Annotated in this window: 23 protein-coding genes; 9 read left to right on the plus strand and 14 right to left on the minus strand. The window is 62.2% G+C overall.

Features of this window, described 5'->3' with window-relative positions:
• Both ACP151_RS18735 and ACP151_RS18740 read right to left on the minus strand, forming a co-directional pair.
• Nucleotides 1-247 (minus strand): transposase (locus tag ACP151_RS18735; protein WP_424979233.1); only part of this gene is annotated, 247 nt, incomplete at its 3' end.
• A 241-nt stretch (nt 248-488) separates the two neighbouring features.
• Nucleotides 489-1,076: a TlpA disulfide reductase family protein gene (locus ACP151_RS18740; RefSeq protein ID WP_424980416.1), complete on the minus strand. Its 588-nt coding sequence runs from the start codon at nt 1,074-1,076 to the stop codon at nt 489-491.
• Nucleotides 1,077-1,098: 22 nt separating this feature from the next.
• On the opposite strand from ACP151_RS18740, the gene argH reads away from it, so the two are divergent.
• The 3 genes from argH to ACP151_RS18755 all read left to right on the plus strand — a co-directional run bounded on the left by argH (nt 1,099) and on the right by ACP151_RS18755 (nt 2,951).
• On the plus strand, nt 1,099-2,493 hold the full coding sequence (gene argH, locus ACP151_RS18745) for an argininosuccinate lyase (protein WP_424980417.1): 1,395 nt from the start codon (nt 1,099-1,101) through the stop codon (nt 2,491-2,493).
• A gap of 37 nt (nt 2,494-2,530) precedes the next feature.
• Nucleotides 2,531-2,707: a hypothetical protein gene (locus tag ACP151_RS18750; RefSeq protein ID WP_424980418.1), complete on the plus strand. Its 177-nt coding sequence runs from the start codon at nt 2,531-2,533 to the stop codon at nt 2,705-2,707.
• Between the two features lie 91 nt (nt 2,708-2,798).
• Nucleotides 2,799-2,951: a hypothetical protein gene (locus tag ACP151_RS18755; RefSeq protein WP_424980419.1), complete on the plus strand. Its 153-nt coding sequence runs from the start codon at nt 2,799-2,801 to the stop codon at nt 2,949-2,951.
• Between the two features lie 239 nt (nt 2,952-3,190).
• On the opposite strand, the gene ACP151_RS18760 is transcribed toward ACP151_RS18755, so the two are convergent.
• Entirely contained in the window at nt 3,191-3,391 is a 201-nt protein-coding gene (locus ACP151_RS18760; protein ID WP_424980420.1) for a hypothetical protein, read from the minus strand.
• A 104-nt stretch (nt 3,392-3,495) separates the two neighbouring features.
• On the opposite strand from ACP151_RS18760, the gene lysA reads away from it, so the two are divergent.
• Both lysA and ACP151_RS18770 read left to right on the plus strand, forming a co-directional pair.
• Nucleotides 3,496-4,761 carry a diaminopimelate decarboxylase gene (gene lysA / locus ACP151_RS18765; protein WP_424980421.1) on the plus strand — a complete coding sequence of 422 codons (1,266 nt, stop codon included), beginning with the start codon at nt 3,496-3,498 and terminating at the stop codon, nt 4,759-4,761.
• 48 nt (nt 4,762-4,809) lie between these two features.
• Nucleotides 4,810-7,440, plus strand: a complete 2,631-nt coding sequence (locus tag ACP151_RS18770; protein WP_424980446.1) for a TIGR02302 family protein — start codon at nt 4,810-4,812, stop codon at nt 7,438-7,440.
• An 82-nt stretch (nt 7,441-7,522) separates the two neighbouring features.
• Here the strand turns inward: ACP151_RS18770 and ACP151_RS18775 are convergent, their stop codons facing one another.
• Nucleotides 7,523-8,545 (minus strand): zinc-ribbon domain-containing protein, encoded by a 1,023-nt coding sequence (locus ACP151_RS18775; RefSeq protein WP_424980422.1) that lies wholly within the window; start codon nt 8,543-8,545, stop codon nt 7,523-7,525.
• A 207-nt stretch (nt 8,546-8,752) separates the two neighbouring features.
• Between ACP151_RS18775 and ACP151_RS18780 the strand changes: the two genes are divergently transcribed.
• Genes ACP151_RS18780 through ACP151_RS18790 form a run of 3 tightly spaced genes read left to right on the plus strand, consistent with a single transcriptional unit; the run spans nt 8,753 to nt 11,072 of the window.
• Nucleotides 8,753-9,430: a cell division ATP-binding protein FtsE gene (locus tag ACP151_RS18780; RefSeq protein ID WP_424980423.1), complete on the plus strand. Its 678-nt coding sequence runs from the start codon at nt 8,753-8,755 to the stop codon at nt 9,428-9,430.
• The gene (locus tag ACP151_RS18785) at nt 9,427-10,326 is read left to right on the plus strand and encodes a cell division protein FtsX (protein ID WP_424980424.1); all 900 of its coding nucleotides are present in this window, start codon (nt 9,427-9,429) and stop codon (nt 10,324-10,326) included. Before ACP151_RS18780 ends, ACP151_RS18785 begins: the two co-directional genes overlap by 4 nt.
• Nucleotides 10,323-11,072: a lysophospholipid acyltransferase family protein gene (locus tag ACP151_RS18790; RefSeq protein ID WP_424980425.1), complete on the plus strand. Its 750-nt coding sequence runs from the start codon at nt 10,323-10,325 to the stop codon at nt 11,070-11,072. Before ACP151_RS18785 ends, ACP151_RS18790 begins: the two co-directional genes overlap by 4 nt.
• Nucleotides 11,073-11,147: 75 nt before the next feature.
• Here ACP151_RS18790 and ACP151_RS18795 read toward each other — a convergent pair whose 3' ends face one another.
• Both ACP151_RS18795 and lpdA read right to left on the minus strand, forming a co-directional pair.
• Complete coding sequence (locus ACP151_RS18795; protein WP_424980426.1) at nt 11,148-11,456, minus strand: EthD family reductase; 309 nt, start codon at nt 11,454-11,456, stop codon at nt 11,148-11,150.
• Between the two features lie 118 nt (nt 11,457-11,574).
• The gene (gene lpdA, locus ACP151_RS18800) at nt 11,575-12,966 is read right to left on the minus strand and encodes a dihydrolipoyl dehydrogenase (RefSeq protein WP_424980427.1); all 1,392 of its coding nucleotides are present in this window, start codon (nt 12,964-12,966) and stop codon (nt 11,575-11,577) included.
• A gap of 251 nt (nt 12,967-13,217) precedes the next feature.
• Between lpdA and ACP151_RS18805 the strand changes: the two genes are divergently transcribed.
• The gene (locus ACP151_RS18805; RefSeq protein ID WP_424980428.1) at nt 13,218-13,472 is read left to right on the plus strand and encodes a hypothetical protein; all 255 of its coding nucleotides are present in this window, start codon (nt 13,218-13,220) and stop codon (nt 13,470-13,472) included.
• Between the two features lie 174 nt (nt 13,473-13,646).
• On the opposite strand, the gene odhB is transcribed toward ACP151_RS18805, so the two are convergent.
• The 8 genes from odhB to mdh form a co-directional block, all read right to left on the minus strand.
• Entirely contained in the window at nt 13,647-15,152 is a 1,506-nt protein-coding gene (gene odhB, locus ACP151_RS18810) for a 2-oxoglutarate dehydrogenase complex dihydrolipoyllysine-residue succinyltransferase (RefSeq protein ID WP_424980429.1), read from the minus strand.
• Nucleotides 15,153-15,164: 12 nt separating this feature from the next.
• Nucleotides 15,165-18,116, minus strand: a complete 2,952-nt coding sequence (locus ACP151_RS18815; RefSeq protein WP_424980430.1) for a 2-oxoglutarate dehydrogenase E1 component — start codon at nt 18,114-18,116, stop codon at nt 15,165-15,167.
• Nucleotides 18,113-18,541 carry a DUF805 domain-containing protein gene (locus ACP151_RS18820; protein ID WP_424980431.1) on the minus strand — a complete coding sequence of 143 codons (429 nt, stop codon included), beginning with the start codon at nt 18,539-18,541 and terminating at the stop codon, nt 18,113-18,115. The genes ACP151_RS18815 and ACP151_RS18820 overlap by 4 nt, the downstream gene beginning before the upstream one ends.
• A 2-nt stretch (nt 18,542-18,543) precedes the next feature.
• Nucleotides 18,544-19,428: a succinate--CoA ligase subunit alpha gene (sucD, locus tag ACP151_RS18825; RefSeq protein ID WP_424980432.1), complete on the minus strand. Its 885-nt coding sequence runs from the start codon at nt 19,426-19,428 to the stop codon at nt 18,544-18,546.
• Nucleotides 19,429-19,440: 12 nt separating this feature from the next.
• Entirely contained in the window at nt 19,441-20,268 is an 828-nt protein-coding gene (locus ACP151_RS18830) for a glycosyltransferase family 25 protein (protein WP_424980433.1), read from the minus strand.
• Nucleotides 20,269-20,421: 153 nt separating this feature from the next.
• Nucleotides 20,422-20,961: a hypothetical protein gene (locus ACP151_RS18835; protein WP_424980434.1), complete on the minus strand. Its 540-nt coding sequence runs from the start codon at nt 20,959-20,961 to the stop codon at nt 20,422-20,424.
• A gap of 8 nt (nt 20,962-20,969) precedes the next feature.
• On the minus strand, nt 20,970-22,163 hold the full coding sequence (gene sucC / locus ACP151_RS18840) for an ADP-forming succinate--CoA ligase subunit beta (protein ID WP_424980435.1): 1,194 nt from the start codon (nt 22,161-22,163) through the stop codon (nt 20,970-20,972).
• Nucleotides 22,164-22,458: 295 nt separating this feature from the next.
• Nucleotides 22,459-23,421 (minus strand): malate dehydrogenase, encoded by a 963-nt coding sequence (mdh, locus tag ACP151_RS18845; RefSeq protein WP_424980436.1) that lies wholly within the window; start codon nt 23,419-23,421, stop codon nt 22,459-22,461.
• Nucleotides 23,422-23,544 lie beyond the last annotated feature (123 nt).

Genomic DNA, 23,544 nt, shown 5'->3' on the forward strand with positions numbered 1-23,544 from the left:
TCTTCAGCAGGCTCGCAACCATACCGGACGTTTGCCGCAATGGCAGGCCGAACAACACCTTCACACTAAGGCAGAACTGGATGGCCGCATCGGAGAAGGTCTCCGGTCGTCCGCGTTTGCCGCATCGCTCGGCGAACCAGGTCATGTCGCGGTCAAACCAGACCAGCAGAGAGCCGCGCTTTCGAAGTGATGCGTTATAGTTGGACCAGTTCGTTGTTCGATAGCGGGAAGAGGCAGGCTTCGGCATGCCGCCGATCTAACCTACGGGATTCGCAAAGTGAATCCTCTACGGCCTTTGTGCAACAACGCCCCCACGATTGTGGCCATGAAGTCTTTTTGTTTCTTGATAGGCTTGGCATCAGCTGAGACAGCAGCCGCAACGCTGAGAGCCAGAACACAGGTTGTCCAAAGCACAAATTTCATAGGTGCCCTCCCGGTGAATTTGTTAAACGAACACCGGAAGAGCTTGCCAGAAAGGTCTAGCGGTCTCAATCAGAAGTTGCGGCGCTGCCGGTCTGGTCACCAATCATCGCCTTCACAATCGCCTTGGCGCTGTCTGAGTTCCACTCGGCATCACCCAGCAGCCGCGCCACTTCCTTGCCGTCGCGATCCAACAGCACCGTGATTGGCAGGCCGATCACCGCCATTTCGCGCGCCAGCGCCTGTTTGGGGTCCTGATGGCGGGGCAGGTTGGAGATACCGGCCTCGTCAAAGAACTTCTGAATGCCGGCTGGCGAATTCCGCCCGGTGGCAATGGTCAGCACTTCGAAATCCTCGCCGCCGAACTCCTCCTGCAGTTCCGACAGCTGCGGCATTTCCTTGCGGCAGGGGGCGCACCAGGTGGCCCAGAAGTTCAACAGAACCACCTTGCCCTGGTAATCCTCCAGGCTGGCGGTGCCGGCGCCATCGGCCAGCTGAAACGCGGTGGCAGATGTGCCGCGCGGCTCGGAATGCACAACCAGCCGCCTCAGGCTGTCCTCGCGCAGCGCTTCCAGCTGCGCCTGATCAGCCGCAGCCGCGGCATTTGCACCCAAGGCGAGGGCCATATAAAGGGAAAGCTGACGAAACAGACGCATATTATCTCCGGGGTTCCACACCATGACAGATCAATCCTCGAACCAGATGTGGGGCGGCCGCTTTGCCGCAGGTCCCGACGCGATCATGGAGGCAATCAATGCCTCGATCGGGTTCGACAAGCGGATGGCAGCACAGGACATCGCAGGCTCCAGGGCCCATGCGGCGATGCTGGCCGCGACAGGCGTTATTACGGATAATGATGCTGAGGCCATTCGGGAAGGGCTGCTCACCGTATTGTCAGAAATCGAGGGCGGAAGTTTTCAGTTCTCCACCGCACTTGAAGACATCCACATGAATGTGGAGGCGCGTCTGAAAGAAATCATCGGCGAGCCTGCGGGCCGTCTGCACACTGGCCGCTCACGCAATGACCAGGTGGCAACTGATTTCAAACTCTGGGTGCGCGATCAGCTGGACGCGGCCGAAAGCGGCCTCTTGGCATTGATCCGCGCGCTTCTGTCGCAGGCTGAGGCGGGGGCTGACTGGGTGATGCCGGGCTTCACCCACTTGCAGACCGCGCAGCCGGTCACCTGGGGCCATCACATGATGGCCTATGTGGAAATGTTCGGCCGCGATCTGTCCCGTGTGCGCGACGCCCGCGCCCGGATGAACGAATCGCCGCTGGGCGCCGCAGCGCTGGCGGGCACGTCCTTCCCGATCGACCGGGAGATGACAGCGGCGGCGCTGGGCTTTGACCGCCCGGCGGCCAACTCGCTGGATGCGGTCAGCGACCGCGACTTTGCGCTGGAGTTCCTGTCGGTGGCATCGATCAGCGCGATGCATCTGTCGCGCTTTGCCGAAGAGCTGGTGATCTGGTCCTCCGCCCAGTTCCGCTTTGTGACTCTCAGCGACCGTTTCTCCACCGGGTCCTCGATCATGCCGCAGAAGAAGAACCCGGATGCGGCAGAGCTGATCCGCGCCAAGGTGGGCCGGATCTTCGGCGCCAATACCGCGCTGATGATGGTGATGAAAGGGCTGCCGCTGACCTATTCCAAGGACATGCAGGAAGACAAGGAACAGGTCTTTGACGCCGCCGACAACTGGATGCTGGCGCTGGCGGCGATGGAAGGTATGGTGCGTGACATGACCGGCAACCGCGAGTCGCTTGCGGCGGCAGCGGGTTCCGGTTTTTCCACCGCAACTGATCTGGCCGACTGGCTGGTGCGCGTTCTGAAGGTGCCATTCCGCGACGCCCACCACGTGACCGGCACCCTGGTCGCCATGGCCGAAAAGCGCGGCTGCGACCTGCCGGACCTTTCGTTGGCAGACATGCAGGGCGTGCATGAAGGCATCACCCAGGACATCTTCACTGTGCTTGGCGTGGAAAACTCGGTAAACTCGCGCATGTCCTACGGCGGCACCGCGCCTGCGCAGGTGCGTGCGCAGATCGCCCGCTGGACGGAGATGCTGGCAGGCTGAAGCCAACGGGGTCGGCATCGCTGCAAGGAGGCACATAATGCGCAACATGATCTTTGCTTTGCTGGGGCTGGCAGTTCTTGCGGCTTGCGGCGCAGACGGCGAACCTGTGCAACCTACGCTGAATGCCGGCGTCGGTGTCGGTAGCGGCGGAGTGCATGTCGGCGGGGCAGTGGGCCTGCACAAGGGGCCGGTCAGCGTCTTTCTGGGGTTCTAGGCGCCAGGGTCCTTGATGCAGGACAGACAAGTTCCCATGTTGAGACCGGCTCGCCCTTGCGCCGGGGCGGTTTTTTACTGAGGGCCTTGCGATGAGAGTTTTGAGTGTTGTTCTGGCCCTGCTGGGCCTGGCTGCCTGCGATACCGGTGCGCCAGTGGCCAAGGCACCGCAAAAGCCCGAGGCCGCCACAACCGGTGTGAAAGTCTCCGGTTATGGGCGGGTTGGGGTGTCCACCTCGTTCTAGCAGGCACGCGGGATGGGCTGACTGGGCTTCTGCCCCGTCCGGTCGCGGCCTGCTGTTAGGCATTCCATATCTGATGTGCTGTGTTTCAGCAGTGTAGAGTGGCGGCGCCGCCAAGAGGCGGAGGCGGGACGGGAGGGGGCTCCCGTACGCGAAACGTCGTCTGTGCGTGCCCGTGCCAAAGGGCCCTGTTCCGGGGTGCCGGGGGTGTCAGGCCCAGCGATGACCGCGATCACTCAGGATCATGCCAAACCAAATTTAAGATGCCGTGACTGGCGCGCACGCTGGTTGCGCAACACCCAGGGCGTTGCGTTTGCCGCGGCCGTTTCGCAGTGAGTATTTTTGGAAAGATGAAAGCGCAGGTCCGGCATTTCATCTTTCTCCAAATACTCAATCCCCGCCGCGGCTTGGCGCGGCGCCGGGCCCAACTGGCGCGGGCGCATCTTTGATGCGTCTGCGGCAGGCGGGAGAGCCGCGGTGTGGATGAGAAGCGGCAAGGGGCGGAATCATTTGATCCATCTGCCCCTTTTGTCCTAAAGGCAGGGCCATGGACCATTTTCTCTACCGCGACGGCGCGCTTTTCGCCGAAGACGTTCCCATCTCCGAGATCGCCGCGGCGGTGGGGACCCCGTTTTACGTCTATTCCACTGCCACCCTCCTGCGCCATTTCCGTCTGTTCGACGAGGCGCTTGAAGGCACTGATCACCTGGTCTGCTTTGCGATGAAGGCGGCATCCAACCAGGCGATCCTCAAGACGCTGGCACAGGCCGGTGCGGGCATGGATGTGGTCAGCCAGGGCGAATACCTGCGCGCCAGGGCGGCGGGCGTTCCCGGTGACAGGATCGTTTTCTCCGGCGTCGGCAAGACGGCAGAGGAAATCCGTGTGGCGTTGACCGGCGGCATCCGCCAGTTCAACGTAGAATCCGAACCGGAAATGGAAGTGATCAGCGCCGTGGCTGCTGAGCTGGGCACCAAGGCCCCGATCACCATCCGGGTGAACCCAGATGTGGATGCCAAGACACACGCCAAGATCGCCACCGGCAAATCCGAGAACAAATTCGGCATCCCGATTGCCCGCGCCCGTGAAGTCTATGCGCGCGCCGCTGCGCTGCCGGGGCTGGACATTGTCGGGGTCGACGTCCACATCGGCTCGCAGCTGACCGATCTGGAGCCGTTCCGGCTGGCCTATCAGAAGGTGGCGGAGCTGACCGAAACCCTGCGCAGCGACGGCCACAACATCCGCCGATTGGATCTGGGCGGCGGTCTGGGCATTCCTTATGAGCGGTCCAATTCGGCACCGCCCTTACCGGTGGAATACGGCCAGATGGTCAAGGAGACCCTGGGCCATCTCGGTTGCGAAATTGAGATTGAGCCAGGCCGACTGATCGCGGGCAACGCGGGCCAGCTGGTGTCGAAAGTGATCTATGTGAAGTCGGGCGAGGGCCGTGATTTCCTGATCCTGGATGCGGCGATGAACGACCTGATCCGCCCGGCAATGTATGAGGCGCATCACGACATTATTCCGGTGCAGGAACCAGAGCCCGGCGTGGAAAGCCAGCCTTATGACATCGTCGGTCCGGTCTGCGAAACCGGTGATACCTTTGCCAAGCAGCGCGATCTGCCGCCGTTGGCAGCGGGCGACCTGGTTTCCTTCCGCAGTGCGGGCGCCTATGGCGCAGTGATGGCCAGCGAATACAATTCCCGTCCGCTGATCCCGGAAGTGCTGGTGCATGAGGATCAATTCGCGGTTATTCGCCGCCGCCCGGACTATGAAGAAATGATAAACCGCGATACCATCCCGGAGTGGCTCTGAAGCGGTCCGGATGTGATCCGGCGCGGGCCATCTGAGGATATGGCCCGTATGCCCTTTGACCGCGATAGACACCGGCATGCCGATTCGGCTCTGAACTCCCTGCGGCGGCCGCTGGCCTTGACACAGGCCGGGATGGTGGCAGAGCGGCTCTTGCGCAGCTTCTGGCCGGTCGCCTCGCTGCTGATGGCCGCGCTGGCGGCGTTGATGCTGGGACTTCACCAGCTGCTGCCGGAGTGGCCGGTCTGGATTGCTGCCATGGGGGTGCTGATTGGTGCCGCGGCGGCCTTTGGCTGGGGCGTCTGGCACTTTCGCTGGCCCAGCCAGGCCACTGTGCGGGACCGGCTGGATCAGAGCCTGCCGGGCCGCCCGGTCACGGCTCTCTTGGATGTACAGGCCATTGGTGCACAGGATGCGGCCTCAGCGGCCTTGTGGCAGGCGCACCAGCGCCGGATGGCGGCAGCGGCGGCAAAGGCAAAGGCACCTGCACCCGATCTGAACATTGCCGCCTCTGACCCCTACGGTCTGCGCTACATGGCAGGTCTTATGCTGGCGGTGGGCCTTCTGTTCGGATCCATCTGGCAGGTTGCCACGGTCAAGGATCTGGGTGCGGGAGATGGTGCGCTTTTGAACGGCCCAACCTGGGAGGGCTGGGCGGAACCGCCCGCCTACACCCGCCTGCCGGTGCTCTATCTGAATGACCAGGATGCAGGCCTGCTGCAACTGCCACAGGGCAGCCGCATCACCCTTCGTTTCTATGGCGAAGCGGGCGCGTTGGAGCTGGCAGAGACTGTGTCTGGACAGGAGGATCGCGGCGAAACAGACGCACCGCAGACCGCCATGGCCTTTGACGTCACCCGTAGCGGCAGTTTTTCGATCGACGGCAGCGGTGGCCGCCACTGGCAGGTGAAGGTGATCCCGGACACCCCGCCCTCGGTGGCCGTTGCGGGCCGGCCTGAGCTGGAAAGTGATGGCTATACCACTTTGGCTTTCACAGCGCGGGATGATTACGGCGTGGCGGCGGGGCAGGTCAGGATCACGCTGGACACGGAGGCCGTGGTGCGGCGGCACGGGTTGGCAGCAGATCCCGATCCGCGGGATGCCGTGGTGCTGGATCTGCCTTTGCCGTTGTCCGGGTCGCGCATGGAGTTCACAGAGAAGCTGACCGAAGATTTCGCCCGGCACCCTTGGGCCAACCTGCCGGTGGTCTTCACCTTCTTAGCTGTTGACGAGGCGGGCCAGTCCTCGGCTGCCGCAGGCTTGGGCAGCGAACTGGCAACCCGGCGTTTCTTTGACCCGCTGGCGGCTGCAGTCATTGAGCAGCGCCGCGATCTTTTGTGGGCCCGTGCCAACGCGGTGCGGGTGGCGCAGGTGATCCGCACACTGACACACCGGCCAGAAGGGGTATTCCGCGACTACGGTGATTACTTGCGGCTGCGCACCATTTTGCGGCGGCTTGAGAGCTATACCGTGCAGGGCACTGTGACAGCGCCGCGCCAGGCGGAAATCGCCGACGCGCTGTGGGATCTGGCGGTGCAGCTGGAAGACGGCGATGTGGGCGACGCGCTGGAGCGGATGCAGCGGGCGCAGGAGCAGCTCAGCCAGGCCATGCGTGATGGCGCCAGTGAACAGGAAATCGCCAGGCTGATGCAGGAGCTGCGCGAGGCGACACAGGACTACATGCGCCAGCTGAGCCGACAGGCGGAAGCCAATGGAGACATGATGGAGCCGGGAGACATGCCCGAGGACATGATGACGCTGAGCCAGGACGATCTGCAGGCGATGATGGACCGCATCCAGGAATTGATGGAGCAGGGCCGCATGGCCGAGGCAGAACAGGCGCTGCGCGAGTTCCAGGAGATGATGGAAAACATGCGCATGACCCGTTCGCAGCAGGGGCAAGGCGAGGGCAATGAAGGCCGGGAAGCGATGGAAGGTCTGGCGGAAACCCTGCGTGAGCAGCAAGGGCTGTCGGATCAGGCTTTCCGCGACTTGCAGGAACAGTACAACCCGGGTGTCCGCAAAGGCGAAAGCCAGGGCAATGAGGGCCGCGACGGCGGCTTGGGCCGCGGTCAGAGCCACCAGGGTGGTCAAGGTGGAGATAGCGGCGGAAACGGTCAGGACGGCGCGGGTGCCGACAGCCGCAGCCCGGAGGGTCCGGGCCGCGAAGGGGACAGCAGCCGCGGACAGCCGGGGCAGGGTGGCTCGCTGGCCGACCGGCAGCAGGCGCTGCGCCAGCAACTGCAGCAGCAACGCGGAGGAATGCCTCATCTGGGCGGAGAGGCCGGCGACGCGGCACGCGAGGCGCTGGAGCGGGCGGACCGCGCCATGGAAGGCGCCGAGAACGCACTGCGCGGCGGTGATAATGCCGAGGCCATTGACCGCCAGTCCGAGGCCATGGAGGCGCTGCGTGAAGGCATGCGCAGCCTGGGAGAGGCACTGGCGCAGCAGCAGCCAGGCGGCCCACAGAGCGGCCCACAGCCCTCTTCGACGGCGCAGGGCGACCGTCTGGACCCGCTGGGCCGCAACAACGGCCAGGCGAACGATGGCGGCAAAGTTGGCGAAGGCAATGCCTACCGCCGAGCCTGGGACCTGCTGGAGGACATCCGCCGCCGCGCCGGAGAGCGTGAGCGCAGCGAGCGCGAGCGCAGCTATCTGGAGCGGCTGCTGGACCGGTTCTGACAGGTTGGTTCTGACAGGTTGGTTCTGGCATCAGCACCTGCTGCCAAGGGGGCGGCTCGCAGTGGTTTCTTTAGATATGTGATTACTGGGGGGCAGTGATAGACTTCACTTGGGTATCCAGCCACAGCCGCGCCTGATCAACCCACGCCACATAGCTGTTGATTGCCGGGCTGGCCTGCGGCAGCTTTTCGGCGATCAGCGGTGCCCTGTCATAGGTCATGACCAGGATCAGTGCCGCGATCACCGACAGGGCGAAACCCCGGGCAAAACCGCTCTTGCGTCGCACAGGCTGCGCCTCTGGGTTTGCTTGCGGGACTGTTTCTGTGTTTGCGACAGAACGCAGGGTGGAATTGATTTCCTCAATATCCGGCAGCAGCTCCTTGCGAGAGCCGCTTTCGGCGGCTGCGATCTGGCGCGGGTCTTCACCGCGTATCCGGGCCATTCGGTCGCGGGCCTGGCGGCTGCGGCGTGCGGCCTCGTCCTCGGCTGGCATGGCACCCTCCAGCCCCAGATCCGGCTGGGTTTCCAGGCTTTGGGTTTCGGCTGCACGCAATTCGGCCTCCCGTGCCGCTTCTTCGCGCAGAATGTCGGACATTGCCGGATCCAATGTGCGCACACGCTGCGGCTGCGCCTCGGGCTCTGTATGCATATCTTCGCCTGCGTCCTCGTGAACCGCGCCGGGCTGTTCTCCTGCGTCTTCCCCGGAACGGTCTTCCGCAGGATGGTCCGGGGCAGCAGCTACTGCGTCTTCCGGCTGGTCAAAATCTGCCTCTTGTACAGGATGCTCAGATGCGCTGTCTTGAGGCTCAGGCTCAGGCTCAGGCTCAGGCTCAGGCTCAGGCTCAGGCTCAGGCTCAGTTTTCTGTTCTGCCTGCGCTGCCAGCTGCCGTTCGGCTTTCTCGCGTGCTTCAGCCTCAGCTGCCCGGGCAAAGGCCTCCTCGATCCCGATGTTCTCCACGGCGTCTTCTGCCGCCGGCTGCGCGCCCGCCGCGGCCTGGAACCAGGTCTGGCCGCAGTTGGAGCATTGCACGTCCCGGCCCTCTGGCGGGATAACATCTTCAGGCACTTCGTATTGGGCTGCGCAGTTCGGGCAGGTCAGGCGCATCATGCTCTCCTCGGCACCTCCCCGCCGCCCTGACTGGCGGCAGGTTGTTTTTAAAAGGATTATAGGCCGCTGCTGCCAGTGGCGAAAGTGGCAATTGAGGCAAGATCAGAGGGCCGTGTTTCAAGGCAACAGCGTCCCCATTGAAACTGCCGGCCCCTTGGGGCAAAACAGCCGGGCGCAAACAGCAGGCGCGTTCAGGGGGCAGCAGTGATCGAGCTGGAAAATGTGGGCTATAACTATGGCGGCGGCGAACTGCTGAGCGCAGTGTCGGTGCAACTGGCACCGGGCTCGTTCCATTTCCTGACCGGCCCTTCGGGCGCGGGTAAGACCACGCTGCTGAAGCTCTGCTACGGGGCATTGAATCCGACGGCTGGCCGGGTGCGCGCCTTTAACATGGATGTGCAGGGACTGGACCGGGATCAGATGGCCTTTTTGCGGCGCCGGGTGGGGGTCGTGCATCAGGACTGCCGGTTCCTGGATCACCTGCCGGTGATCGAGAACATCGCGCTGCCGCTCCTGGTGTCGGGCCGTGAGCTGAATCACGAGGAGGCGAATCTGCAGGAGCTGCTGAGCTGGGTGGGTCTCAGCGAGCGCGCCCATGCGCTGCCGCCGGAGCTGTCGGGCGGAGAGCGTCAGCGGGCAGCTCTGGCCCGGTCGGTGATCCTGTCACCGGATGTGATTATTGCGGATGAGCCAACCGGCAACGTCGACTGGGAAATGTCGCAGCGGCTTTTGCAGCTGTTGGTGGAGCTGAACCGGATGGGCAAGACCATCCTGGTGGCTACTCATGATCTGTCGCTGATCCGCGCGGCCAAGAACCAGGTTCAGGCGCGGGTGCTGCGGATTTCCAACCGGCAGTTACAGCTGGCGGGGGCAGACCTATGAACGAGGGCAGGCTGCGCAAGCTGATCCTGGGTGATGCCCAGGCGGACCGGGTAGTGCCACCCAGCGGTTTCACCGCTCAGCTGACTTTGTTTGTGTCCGGTGCGATGGCGTTTCTGGCGGTTTTTGCGCTGGCCTTGTCGATGGCGTCCGGGCGGCTGGCGGACCAATGGGCCGAGGAACTGGCCCGTGCTGCCACCCTGCGCATCAATGCGCCCGCTGAGCAGCGCGCGGCCCAAACAGATGCGGCACTGGAGATCCTGCGCCAAACGCCCGGCGTGGCCACAGCGCGGGCGTTCACAGGCGAAGAGCAGGCGGCGCTTTTGGCGCCCTGGTTCGGGGCCGGCGTGCCGGTGGGGGAACTGCCGCTGCCGCAGCTGATTGAGGTAACTGGCGATGATACCGGTTATGATGCTCAAGGCCTGCGGCTGCGCCTGCAGGCAGAAGTGCCGGGTGCGGTGCTGGATGATCACACCCGCTGGCGGGCGCCGCTGGTGGATGCAGCCCGGGCGCTGCGCCGCCTGGCCTGGGTGTCGATCCTGCTGATTGGCGGCGCCACGGCGGCAATGATTACTCTGGCTGCCAATGCGGCGCTGGCTGCCAATGCTCAGGTGATCGAAGTGCTGCGGCTGGTTGGCGCGCTGGACAGCTACATCGCCCAGGCCTTCATCCGCCGCTTCACGCTGCGGGCGCTGACCGGCGCTGCCGCAGGGGTGGTGCTGGGCATGATCGGCGTCTGGCTGATGCCGGAGGCCTCCGACGAGGGCGGCTTTCTGACCGGGCTTGGCTTTCAGGGCTGGGGTTGGCTGGTGCCGCTGTTGATCCCGCCGCTGGGCGCGCTGGTGGCCTTTGCGGCCACCACCCGCGCGGCCATCAAACGTCTGGGGGAACTGTCGTGAAAAATCCTGTCCAATGGCTGCGCTCGCTGGCGTTTACCGTACAGATGTATCTGGCCATGCTGGTTCTGGGCATCGTCTTTGCGCCCTGGGCGGTGGTGTCTCCCAAAGGGGCGCGCACCGCCTGCAAGACCTATGCCCGCTGGGTGATCTGGACCGCGCGCTGGATGGTCGGCATCCGTTGCGAGCTGCGCGGGCAGGTGCCGGACGGCGAGGTGATCGTTGCGGCCAAACACCAGAGTTTCCTGGATATCATCATGATTTTCAACGCGGTGCCCTCGGCCCGGTTCATCATGAAGCGGGAATTGATGTGGACGCCGGTCATTGGTGTTTACGCCAAGCGGCTGGGCTGCGTGCCGGTCAATCGTGGGAAACGCGGTGCAGCCATTGCCAAGATGGTCAAGGATGTCGCCAAGGAAAGCACGGAGCCGGGCCAGCTGATCATCTACTCGCAAGGCACCCGCGTGGCGCCGGGCGCCAAGAAGCCTTACAAGATCGGCACGGCGGTGCTGTATGAGGGCCTGAGTCAGCCCTGTATTCCCGCCGCCACCAATGTCGGTGTCTTCTGGCCCCGCAGCGGTATCTACCGCAAGCCGGGCCTGGCAGTGGTGGAGTTTCTGGAGCCGATGCAGCCGGGAATTCGTCGGGCTGAATTCATGGAACAGCTGGAAGAGCTGGTCGAGACCCGTTCGGATGCGCTGATGCGGGAAGCCGGGTTCAACCCTGGTCAGACTGTCCCGCAGGTCTGATCGGCCGGATCTGCCGATTTTGGGCGGGGCAGGTAATCTTCGGTTCCCGGCCGGCAGGAGCCAGGCAGAGCTGTGTCAGCGGATCACGTCGCCTATCAGGATTTGCGGCTGTACGTTGGTGAAATTCGGGATGTCTTCCAGCGCAGGCCCTGCCGCCAACATGGCAGCGTCCATAGCGGCCTGATCGGCAAAGACCATCGTCGCAACAGCATGGTAAGGGGCAGGCACATCCGGTCCGCCAGCCAGCCCTTTGGTCACCACGATGCTTTGCGTGTGCGGGGCGATATGTGCGTCAACCAGCTCCATATGCGTTGCGGCATAGTAGCCATGATCGAAACGGCTGCCTTCGCTGACGGGGTAGATGACTTGCAGTGAAACGGGCATTTTTCGGGCTCCTGAGTTTGCATTGCAGGGACACTAGAGCGGGTCTTGTCCGGGCTGCCAATAGAAAAAGGGCAGCTGCGTCAAGCTGCCCTTCCAGTGCTTGCCGTCTGGCTGAAAATCAGCTGTGGATCGGCCCGTCGCCGCAGGCCAGGGCGGCCTCTCGCACGGCTTCGGAATAGGTCGGATGCGCATGGCAGGTGAGCGCGATATCTTCCGCCGAGGCGCCGAACTCCATTGCCACGCACAGCTCGTGAATCATGTCGCCTGCTGCCGGGCCGATGATGGCAGCGCCCAGGATGCGGTCGGTTTCCGCATCCACGATGATTTTGACAAAACCGCCCTCTGCCTGGCCAACGGCCTTGGCGCGGGCATTGCCCATGAACATGAATTTGCCCACCTTGATCTTGCGGCCTTCGGCCTTCAGGGCGTCTTCGGTGGCGCCGACGGTGGCCACTTCCGGCGTGGTGTAGACGACACCGGGAATGACGCCGTAATTCACATGACCATGCTTGCCTGCCATCACCTCGGCCACTGCCATGCCTTCATCCTCGGCCTTATGCGCCAGCATCGGGCCTTCGATTACATCGCCAATTGCATAGACGCCGGGGATATTTGTGCGCCACTGGCCGTCGGTGGCAATTTGGCCGCGTTTAGTCATCTTGAGCCCCAGCGCGTCCAGCCCCAGCCCTTCGCTGTAGGGTTTGCGCCCGGTGGCCACCAGCACTGTGTCAGCGTCCAGCGTTACCTCGTCGCCGCCCTTCTTGGGCTGGTATTTGATCTTGGCCTTGGTTTTCGAGGTTTCCACCCCCTGTACCGCAGCGCCCATGATGAAGGTCAGACCCTGTTTCTCCAGGATGCGCTTGAAGCTGCGCTGGACGTCCTTGTCCATGCCGGGGCAGACCGCGTCCATGTATTCCACTACGGTCACTTCCGAGCCGAGGCGGGCATAGACTGACCCCAGCTCCAGCCCAATAACACCGGCGCCAATGACGGCCAGCTTCTTCGGGATCTTCGGCAGCTCCAGCGCGCCGGTGGAGGAGACCACGACTTTCTCGTCGATCTCCACGCCCGGAATGGAAGCTGGTACCGAACCGGAAGCGATCACGATGTTCTTGGTCTCGTGCAGCTCATCGCCGACCTGTACCTTGCCGGCCGCAGGGATCGAGGCCCAACCCTTGATCCAGTCGATCTTGTTCTTCTTGAACAGAAACTCGATGCCGCCGGTGTTCTGGCCGATCACCTCGTCCTTGTAGGCTTTCATCTGGTTCCAGTCGACCGAAGGGCTTTTGCCCTTGAGACCCATATGGGCAAAGTTGTGCTCTGCCTCATGCAGCAGATGGGTTGAATGCAGCAGGGCTTTGGACGGGATACAGCCCACGTTCAGGCAGGTGCCGCCCAGAGTCTCGCGGCCCTCGACAACAGCGGTCTTCAGTCCCAGCTGGGCGCAGCGGATGGCGCAGACATAGCCGCCGGGGCCGGCGCCGATTACGATCACGTCATAGGAGGCCATTTTGAGGGGGTCCTTTCGTCAGAATGGGTGTGGGCCAAGGAGGGCATCTGTGCGCCATGCGTACATCGCCTGTGCACCGGCCTGGTTGTTTGGAGGTGCGGGCCGGGAAGGGGGCGCTGCCCCCGGCCCTGACGGGCCTCCCCCGGAGTGTTTTGGGAAAGATGAAGGAGTTGGAGGGGCATTTGGTTCGACTGCCTGCGAGTTTCACACTCTTGACCTCTTCGCGGCGACCGTTAGTGGCACTGAGGACGATGAGCATCGTTATCATCATCAAAACCCCGGCACCGAACGTTGGTTCGCCTTTGTTTGGGCCCTCAGTTGTCATCCAGCCCAACCAGCTAAATGCGATTGAGATGAGCACCACTACGGAGAAAAAAATGGGCACGTGCAGGAAGAAAAAACGCCTGTTGCGGGATTTTCCAGTCAGGAATAGGTGTGTTCCGCAGGTTCCGCAGGTTCCGCAGGTTCCGCAGGTTCCGCAGGTTCCGCAGGTTCCGCAAAGGTGAAAATCGGTCTTTTTCACGCCTCTCCAGGGATTGGTACGCTCCATAGCCAGCGTTGATTGAATGCGTCCGCAATCGGGGCATTTTATTCCGCACCAGCGCGCCCAAAGACTGGGTCTTTCCCCGATCTTGGGCGCGCTGATTTTGAAGGGCTGGGTAGGCTCGTCCCGCAACGGTTTACAGATCCATCAGCAGGCGGCGCGGGTCTTCCAGCGCTTCCTTGACGCGAACCAGGAAGGTCACAGCGCCTTTGCCGTCGACGATGCGGTGATCATAGCTGAGCGCCAGATACATCATCGGGCGGATCACCACCTGGCCGTTGATCGCCATCGGGCGGTCCTGGATCTTGTGCATGCCCAGGATGCCGGACTGCGGCGGGTTCAGGATCGGCGAAGACATCAGCGAGCCGTAGACGCCGCCGTTGGAGATGGTGAAAGTGCCGCCCTGCATTTCCGCCATCGACAGCTTGCCGTCGCGGGCGCGGGCGCCTTTTTCGGCAATCGCCTTTTCAATCGCCGCAAAGGACATCGCATCCGCATCGCGGATCACCGGAACCACCAGACCCGTGGGGGTACCGGCCGCAATGCCCATGTGGACAAAGTTCTTGTAGACGATGTCGGTGCCGTCGATCTCTGCGTTGACTTCGGGCACTTCCTTCAGCGCATGGCAGCAGGCCTTAGTGAAAAAGGACATAAAGCCCAGTTTCACACCGTGCTTCTTCAGGAACAGATCCTTGTATTCATTGCGCAGGGCCATCACCTCGGTCATGTCGACCTCATTGTAGGTGGTGAGCATGGCAGCGGTATTCTGGCTGTCCTTCAGGCGCCTGGCGATGGTCTGGCGCAGACGGGTCATTTTCACACGCTCTTCGCGCGCGGCGTCGTCCGCAGTCACGGGACCGCGCACCTGGGCAGGCGCTGGAGCTGCCGCAGGGGCTGCTTTGGCGGCAGCAACAGCGGCAGAGACGTCTTCCTTCATGATGCGACCGTCGCGGCCGGTGCCGGTAACCTGGGACGCATTTAGCCCGGCTTCGGCCATCGCTTTTTCGGCGGAGGGCGCATTGGCAACATCCTTGGAACCGGACGCAGTCGCCGCCGCCGGAGCAGGAACTGCCGCGGCAGCAGCTGCGGCGGTTCCGGAGGCGATCACGCCCAGCTGCGAGGCCGCCTGCACAGTGGCGCCTTCTGCGGCCATGATCTCGGTCAGCACGCCCGCTGCGGGGGCAGGAACTTCGACAGAGACCTTGTCGGTTTCCAGCTCACACAGCATTTCATCTTGCGCGACGCTGTCACCGACCTGTTTGAACCAGGAAGAGACGGTGGCCTCGGAGACCGACTCGCCAAGTGCGGGAACCATGACCGGCACCGGTGCGCCGCCGTCGCCGGAGGGCGCAGCAGCCGGAGCCGGTGCTGCCGCAGCGGCGGCAGGGGCAGGGGCTGCGCCTTCGCCTGCTGTCAGGGTGGCCAGCAGTGCATCGACGCCGACTGTGTCGCCTTCGGCGGCGACAATTTCGCCCAATGTGCCGGCAGCGGGCGAGGGCACTTCGACCGTCACCTTGTCGGTTTCCAGCTCGCAGAGCATTTCATCGGCATTGACGCTGTCGCCGGGTTTCTTGAACCAGGTGGCCACGGTGGCCTCGGTCACGGATTCGCCCAGGGTGGGTACGCGGACTTCGGTTGTCATGTCTGTTTATCCTCAGATGCTCAGCGCTTCGTTCACGAGGGCTGCTTGTTGCGCTTTGTGCTGACTGGCCAGGCCGGTTGCGGGCGAGGCCGATGTGGCACGGCCTGCGTAGACGGGCCGCGTGTGCTTGGCCTTGATACGGCTCAGCACCCATTCGATGTTGGGTTCGATGAAGCTCCAGGCGCCCTGGTTCTTGGGCTCTTCCTGGCACCAGACCATTTCCGCGTCCTTGAAGCGCTCCAGCTCCTTCACCAGCGAGATGGCCGGGAACGGATAGAATTGTTCGATCCGCATCAGGTAGATATCGTCGATGCCGCGGGCGTCGCGTTCTTCCAAGAGGTCAAAGTAGACCTTGCCCGAGCACATGACGACGCGTTTGATTTTGTCATCCGCCACCAGATTGGTGTCGGAGTTGCCATGCTGCGCATCATCCCACAGGACCCGGTGGAAGCTGGAGCCGGTGGTGAATTCCTCGGCCCGCGAGACCGCCAGCTTGTGGCGCAGCAGCGACTTCGGGGTCATCATGATCAGCGGCTTGCGGAAGGTGCGGTGCAGCTGTCGGCGCAGGATATGGAAGTAGTTCGCAGGCGTGGTGCAGTTGGCGACGATCCAGTTGTCCTGGCCGCACATCTGCAGGAAGCGTTCCAGACGGGCAGAAGAGTGCTCCGGCCCCTGGCCCTCAAAGCCGTGCGGCAACAGGCAGACAAGGCCTGACATCCGCAGCCATTTGCTTTCGCCCGAGGAGATGAACTGGTCGAACATGATCTGGGCGCCGTTGGCGAAGTCACCGAACTGGGCCTCCCACAGGGTCAGCGCGTTTGGTTCCGCCAGCGAATAGCCGTATTCAAAGCCGAGAACTGCGTATTCAGACAGGGCCGAGTCGATCACCTCATATTGTGACTGGCCCGCGCGGATGTTGTTCAGCGGATAGTAGCGCTCTTCGGTTTCCTGATTGATGATGCCGGAATGGCGCTGCGAGAAGGTGCCGCGGGTGGCGTCCTGCCCTGCCAGGCGCACCGGGTAGCCTTCGGTCATCAGCGAGCCAAAGGCCAGCGCTTCGCCGGTGGCCCAGTCAAAGCCTTCACCGCTTTCGAACATCTTGCCACGGGCGTCCAGAACCCGGCCGACAGTGCGGTGGATCGGGAAACCTTCGGGCACGCGGCTGAGGGCTGTGCCGATTTCCGCCAGTGTCTCTGGCTTGATTGCAGTGCGGCCGCGCTGATAGTCGGCGTCTTTTTTGTCGAGATGCGACCAGCGCCCGTCCAGCCAGTCGGCCTTGTTGGGCTTATAGTCTTTGCCGGCCTCAAACTCTTCGTTCAGACGCGCCTGGAAGGCGGCCTTCATGTCCTCGATCTCGCCTTCGGGGATCAGCCCGTCGCGCACCAGCCGGTCGGTATAAAGGCTGAGCGTGGTTTTATGGCCCTTGATCTTCTTGTACATGATCGGATTGGTGAACATCGGCTCGTCGCCTTCGTTGTGACCAAACCGGCGGTAGCAGAAGATATCCAGCACCACGTCCTTGTGGAATTTCTGGCGGAACTCGGTGGCCACACGGGCCGCGTGCACAACCGCCTCGGGGTCGTCGCCGTTCACATGGAAGATCGGCGCCTCCACCACCAGCGCGTTGTCGGTGGGATAGGGGGAGGAGCGCGAGAAATGCGGTGCGGTGGTAAAGCCGATCTGGTTGTTCACCACGATATGCATGGTGCCGCCGGCCTTGTGGCCCCGCAGGCCCGACAGGGCAAAGCATTCTGCCACCACACCCTGACCGGCAAAGGCGGCGTCGCCGTGCAGCAGGATCGGCAGTACCTTGGTGCGGTCTGCATCCCCCAGCTGGTCCTGTTTGGCGCGCACCTTGCCGATGACCACCGGGTTCACCGCCTCGAGATGCGATGGGTTGGCGGTCAGCGAAAGGTGGACGTTGTTGTCGTCAAATGATCGGTCCGAGGAGGCGCCGAGGTGGTATTTCACGTCGCCCGAACCATCCACGTCCTCGGGCTTGAAGCTGCCGCCCTGGAACTCGTTGAAGATCGCCCGGTAGGGTTTCTGCATCACATTGGCGAGGATGTTCAGGCGGCCGCGGTGGGGCATGCCGATCACGATGTCCTGCACCCCCAGCGCGCCGCCGCGCTTGATGATCTGCTCCATCGCCGGAATGAGGCTCTCGCCGCCATCAAGGCCGAACCGTTTGGTGCCGGTATATTTGACGTGCAGAAATTTCTCGAACCCCTCGGCCTCGACCATTTTGTTCAGGATCGCCTTGCGGCCCTCGCGGGTGAAACGAATTTCCTTGTCATACCCCTCAATCCGCTCCTTCAGCCAGCTGGCCTGCTCGGGGTCGGAGATATGCATGTACTGCAGCGCAAAGGTACCGCAATAGGTGCGTTTTACGATCCCGACGATCTGCCGCATGGAGGCCACCTGCAGCCCCAGCACGTTGTCGATGAAGATCGGCCGGTCCATGTCGCCTTCGGTGAAACCGTAGGTCTTGGGGTCCAGCTCAGGATGCGGGGTGGCCGCGCGCATGCCCAGCGGATCAAGGTCAGCGGCCAGATGGCCCCGGATGCGGTAGGCGCGGATCAGCATCAGCGCCCGGATTGAATCCAGAACTGCGCGCTGGATCTGGTCATCGGTGACCTCGACGCCCTTGGCGGCGGCCTGATCCTTGATCTTCTTGCCCGCGCCCTTGGCCTCAGCCGGGGCCGGCCATTCGCCGGTCAGCGCGCCGGTCAGATCATCATTGGGGGCCGGCGGCCAGTCAGAACGCGCCCAGGAGGGGCCCGCGGCCTCGGCTTTCACGTCCAGTTCGGCGTCGCCCATCTGGCGGAAGAACTCAGCCCAGGCGGCATCCACCGCATTGGGGTCATTGGCGTAACGGGCATAAAGCTGCTCCAGATACTCCGCATTGTGCCCCTGCATGAAGGAGGAGGCGTGGAAGAGGTCGTTGGGCGATTGGTCGGTCATTGGGGTGCCTCGTGCGGGTTGGGACCGTATTTATTGGAACCGGGTTGAGAAGGAAGCGCGAAGGTCATCAGAAAGACGAAGACGAAAATGCAGAGAACGATAAATGCGGTATCTTCAGAAAAGCTGAATGCCGGTGCCAGTATGACGGCAGGCCAAACAATCAATAGCCATCCGCTCATTCCTATGTCGTGATAGCGCCTCACGGAGCAGCTTAATGTTGGGGGCAGGGTCGCAAGGAAAACTGCAATGTACAGTAACGAGAAGGAAAATCCTGCAGTTCCAACAAGCCATTCGTCTGCCAGTTTTGCGCAGGCCAGTATGCAAGCACAAAACAGGTAGAACTGCCAAAACTCACTTCGTTGGGCGCGACCCTTGAGGTCGCGCCACCTGGCATAACAAGCTTTGACTGCTTGTTCGGTCGTCATACTTACTTGCCGATCGCTTTCAGAACCGCTTCACCCAGGCCGGCCGGGCTTTCGGCAACCACGATGCCTGCGGATTTCATCGCTTCGATCTTGTCGTCAGCACCGCCTTTGCCGCCGGCGACAATTGCGCCCGCGTGGCCCATGCGGCGGCCCGGAGGAGCGGTGCGCCCCGCAATGAAACCTGCAACCGGCTTGGAGCGGCCTTTCTTGGCTTCATCGGCCAGGAACTGGGCGGCTTCTTCTTCGGCGGAGCCGCCGATTTCGCCGATCATGATGATGCTTTCGGTCTCGTCGTCGGCCAGGAACCATTCCAGGACGTCGATATGCTCGGTACCCTTGATCGGGTCGCCGCCGATGCCGACGCAGGTTGACTGGCCCAGGCCCACGTCGGTGGTCTGCTTCACCGCCTCATAGGTCAGGGTGCCGGAGCGGGAAACCACGCCAACGTTGCCGCGCTTGTGGATGTGGCCGGGCATGATGCCGATCTTGCAGGCGTCCGGAGTGATCACGCCGGGGCAGTTGGGGCCGATCAGGATCGAGGAGGAGTTTTCCAGCGCGCGCTTCACCTTCATCATGTCGAGCACCGGGATGCCCTCGGTGATGGCCACGATCACTTCCATTTCGGCGTCGATCGCTTCGAGGATGGAATCCGCGGCAAAGGGCGGCGGCACGTAGATCACGGAGGCGTTGGCCTCAGTGACGTGCTTGGCTTCATGCACGGAGTTGAAGACCGGCAGGTTCAGGTGGGTCTGGCCGCCTTTGCCCGGGGTGACGCCGCCGACCATCTGGGTGCCGTAGGCGATGGCCTGTTCGGAGTGGAAAGTGCCCTGCGAGCCGGTGAAGCCCTGACAGATGACTTTGGTGTTTTCGTCGATGAGGACTGCCATGTTTTGGTTCCTTCAAGCGGTGTGTGTCTGTTGGTTCTGTGGGGTGGCCAGTGCTTGGCCGTCGAAGCGGATTTTTTCGAGGGTGGCCCGCCCCAAGACCACATGGGGAAGTATTCGGAGGCCGCCGCGGAGTTCGTATACTCCGCGCCGGAGTTTCTGGCGGATCAGCGGCCAGCCGCTGGGCCGGTGACGCGGCGGGCCGACGCCCGCTTCGCCAGGTGCTTCATTGCCCTGTTCGGCCAATGCGGGCTGGACCTGATAGACCTTGATGCCGCGCGCAGGCAGCGAGGCATCAAAGTTGAACAGCAGGTTGTCCAGCGTGATGCAGAACGGGCGGCTGTCCAGCAGGTGCTGTGCAGCCTTGCGTGAGATTACATAAGCCGCACCGCCTGCGTGACGCGACAGCATCTGGCGCACCTCGCGGCCCAGATGGGTGAAGCCATCCTTGCCAAGCGCCACCTGCAGCCTGTTAGCCCGCCAGCGTTCAAACTTGACGATGCCGGCATCCGCAGGCCACCAGGAAAGATCCTGCAGCCAGGCACCGGTGTCGGGCGACAGAAAGACGTCATCCTCCAGGATCAGCGCCACATCAGCGTCCGACCCCAGAAACGCCTCCCAGGCTTTGGCGTGGCTGAGGGTGCAGGCCATGTCCTTGGTCTGGAAATAGCCCCAATGCCCCTCGGAGCGGCACTGCTGCAGCATCTCCTCGCGGCTGACCTTAGTACTGTCCACCGCATCGATGCGCACAGCTGAAAGCCCGCACTGATCCAGCTCGTGCTGCATCAGCTCCGCCCGGCCCGTGGCCTGCCGCAAACCTATGAGATAGACGGAGGCTTTCACTGGTTGCTGTCCTGTCTCAAGGCGAATTCACCCGGTATTTCGGGGAGGCGCTGACAAGAGCGCTGTTTGTTTTCGCCAGTGTGGGCTGCCATTGAGTTGGCTCCTGCAAGTTTTAGTTTGCGAGGAAAGTCGGTTTCGACCTCCCCCAATCCCCTACAACGGCTGGGAATCGTCCACGCTTCGCAGAGTTATTGTTTTTGAAGTCAAGCCATGTTCTGTGCGGTGCGTTACCTTTTGGTCAACCCACAGCACATCGTTGCCTCTTACAAAAAAATCCTCGGCGCGGCCTTTGCGGTCTTTCCGTGTTTGCTTTTTGAAGCCGAGCTTTGACAGGCTTGAAAACAAAACATCAGGCAGAGATACTGGCGCTGCATGAGGCCCTTCAAAGTTGCCAACTTTGCAATAGGATCCCCCATTGCTCAGCAGCAGCAAACCTGAAGCCGGCGAGCCGATTTCCCAGTGCCTGAAGTTGCCAAGGCCCTTGAACCCAGCCGCTTTCAAATCATTGAACTTTGCCGGGTCGCCCTTGCCGAGAGCGACACAAGCTTCAATGACCTTAGGCATCTCAGATCGATAGGCCGCTGCCTCTTGAGCCGGTGTTAAAGGCTGCGGCGCTTTCGATACCTGATCAGTCGACACGTTGCAGGCCGCTAACAAAACCGCAAGAGTGCCGGTTGCAATAACCTTTTTCATGGGTTCGCTCAGCCCTTCACCGCCTTCACGATCTTCTCGGCGCCGTCTTTCAGGTCGTCCGCGGCGATCACGTCGAGGCCGGAGGTGTTGATAATCTCCTTGCCTTTTTCGACGTTGGTGCCTTCAAGGCGAACCACCAGCGGAACCTTCAGGCCGACTTCCTTTACTGCGGCAACCACGCCCTCGGCGATCACGTCGCAGCGCATGATGCCGCCGAAGATGTTCACCAGGATGCCTTTGACGTTCGGGTCAGAGGTGATGATCTTGAAGGCCTCAGTGACCTTCTCTTTGGTGGCGCCGCCGCCGACGTCGAGGAAGTTGGCAGGCTCGGCGCCATAGAGCTTGATGATGTCCATGGTGGCCATCGCAAGCCCTGCACCGTTCACCATGCAGCCGATTTCACCGTCGAGCGCGATGTAGTTCAGATCGTATTTGGAGGCTTCCAGCTCTTTCGGGTCTTCCTCGGTGGTGTCGCGCAGCTCAGCCACGTCAGCGTGGCGGTAGACCGCGTTGCCGTCAAAGCCGACCTTGGCGTCCAGAACCTTGAGGCTGCCGTCGTCGCCCACAATCAGCGGGTTGATCTCCAGCATCTCCATGTCTTTGTCGACAAATGCCTGGTAGAGCTGGCCCATCAGCTTGACACATTGCTTGATCTGGGCGCCTTCCAGCCCCAGCGAAAAGGCGATGCGGCGGCCGTGATAGGCCTGATAGCCGGTGGCCGGATCAACAGAGAAAGACAGGATTTTTTCCGGGGTGGCAGCGGCCACTTCCTCAATGTCCATGCCGCCCTCGGTCGAGCAGACAAAGGAGATACGCGACGTCTGGCGGTCCACCAGCAGAGCCAGGTAGAGCTCGGTCTGGATGCCGGAGCCGGCTTCGATGTAGATGCGGTTGACCTGTTTGCCGGCCGGGCCGGTCTGATGGGTGACCAGGGTGCGGCCCAGCATCTTCTTGGCTTCCTCGGCCGCTTCTTCCACCGATTTGGTCAGGCGTACGCCGCCCTTTTCGCCAGCGTCGGCCTCCTTGAAGGAACCTTTGCCGCGGCCGCCTGCATGGATCTGAGCCTTGACGACCCAAAGTGGCCCGTCGAGTTCGCCTGCGGCGGTTTTAGCGTCCTCGGCTTTCAGCACCACCTTGCCGTCTGACACCGGGGCACCGTAGCTGCGAAGGAGGGCTTTTGCCTGATATTCGTGGATGTTCATCTGAAACTGTCCCGTCTGGCTGCAATTGTTGTTCTTCAATAGGCCGTCTTAAAGCCAAGTGTTAAAGGCTTTTTTGACAGCGGGACGAGAAATGATGAAGATTTTCACATTTTGTGATCACGCTTTTCCGGCGTGTGATCACATATTATCGAAGGCTTAACGGCATTGATTCGTCTTATCTCGCTGCCTGCTTGCGCCGCTTTGTGGGGCGGAAGCGTCATATTTGCTGGGGCAGGCAAAGGAAAAGGGCCTGCCAAACGGCAGGCCCTTTCCGGTTTTCAAGCGGCTCTGAGGCTTAGGCCAGAGAACCATCGATGCCTTTGCAAGCTTCAACCAGGCCCTTTACTGCGTTGACCGAGTTGTCGAACATGGTCTGTTCTTCCTCGTTCAGCTGGATGTTCACCACCTTTTCAATGCCGCCGGCGCCGATCACGGTGGGCACGCCCACATACATGTCCTTGACGCCGAGCTCGCCGTCGCAATAGGCGGCGCAGGGCAGTACGCGCTTTTGGTCTTTCAAAAAGGCCTCAGCCATTTCGATGGCAGAAGTGGCCGGCGCATAGAAGGCAGAGCCGGTTTTCAGGAGGCCCACGATTTCGGCGCCGCCGTCACGGGTGCGCTGCAGAATGGCGTCGAGGCGCTCCTGGGTGGTCCAGCCCATCTTGATCAGATCGGGCAGCGGGATGCCGGCAACAGTGGAGTAGCGCACCGACGGCACCATGGTGTCGCCGTGGCCGCCCAGCACAAATGCGGTGACGTCTTTCATGGAGACGCCGAATTCCTCAGCCAGGAAGTGGCGGAAGCGGGCGGAGTCCAGAACGCCGGCCATGCCGCAGACCTTGTTGTGGGGGAGGCCGGAGAATTCGCGCAGCGCCCAGACCATTGCGTCCAGCGGGTTGGTGATGCAGATCACAAAGGCGTCCGGCGCGTGGTCGCGGATGCCTTCGCCGACGGACTTCATCACCTTGAGGTTGATTCCCAGCAGGTCGTCGCGGCTCATGCCTGGCTTGCGCGGCACGCCGGCAGTCACGATGCAGACGTCGGCGCCTGCGATGTCTGCATAAGACTGGGTGCCCTTGAGGGAGGCGTCAAAGCCTTCGGAAGGACCGGATTCTGCGATGTCCAGCGCCTTGCCTTCGGGGATGCCTTCGGCGATGTCGAAAAGAACAACGTCGCCCAGTTCCTTGAGAGCTGCGAGATGTGCGAGGGTGCCGCCGATCTGACCTGCGCCGATGAGGGCGATTTTGGGTCGTGCCATTGGAAAATGTCTCCGGTCCGGTTGAAATTTCCTGATGCCTACGGCGTTCCGGCCCCCCGTGCAAGGGTTCTGCACTGCGGCAAAGGATTTGGTATACTGATGCATGCTGAAATGATAACGCTA

This window comes from Leisingera sp. S232, from assembly GCF_049800895.1.
Lineage (GTDB): Bacteria > Pseudomonadota > Alphaproteobacteria > Rhodobacterales > Rhodobacteraceae > Leisingera.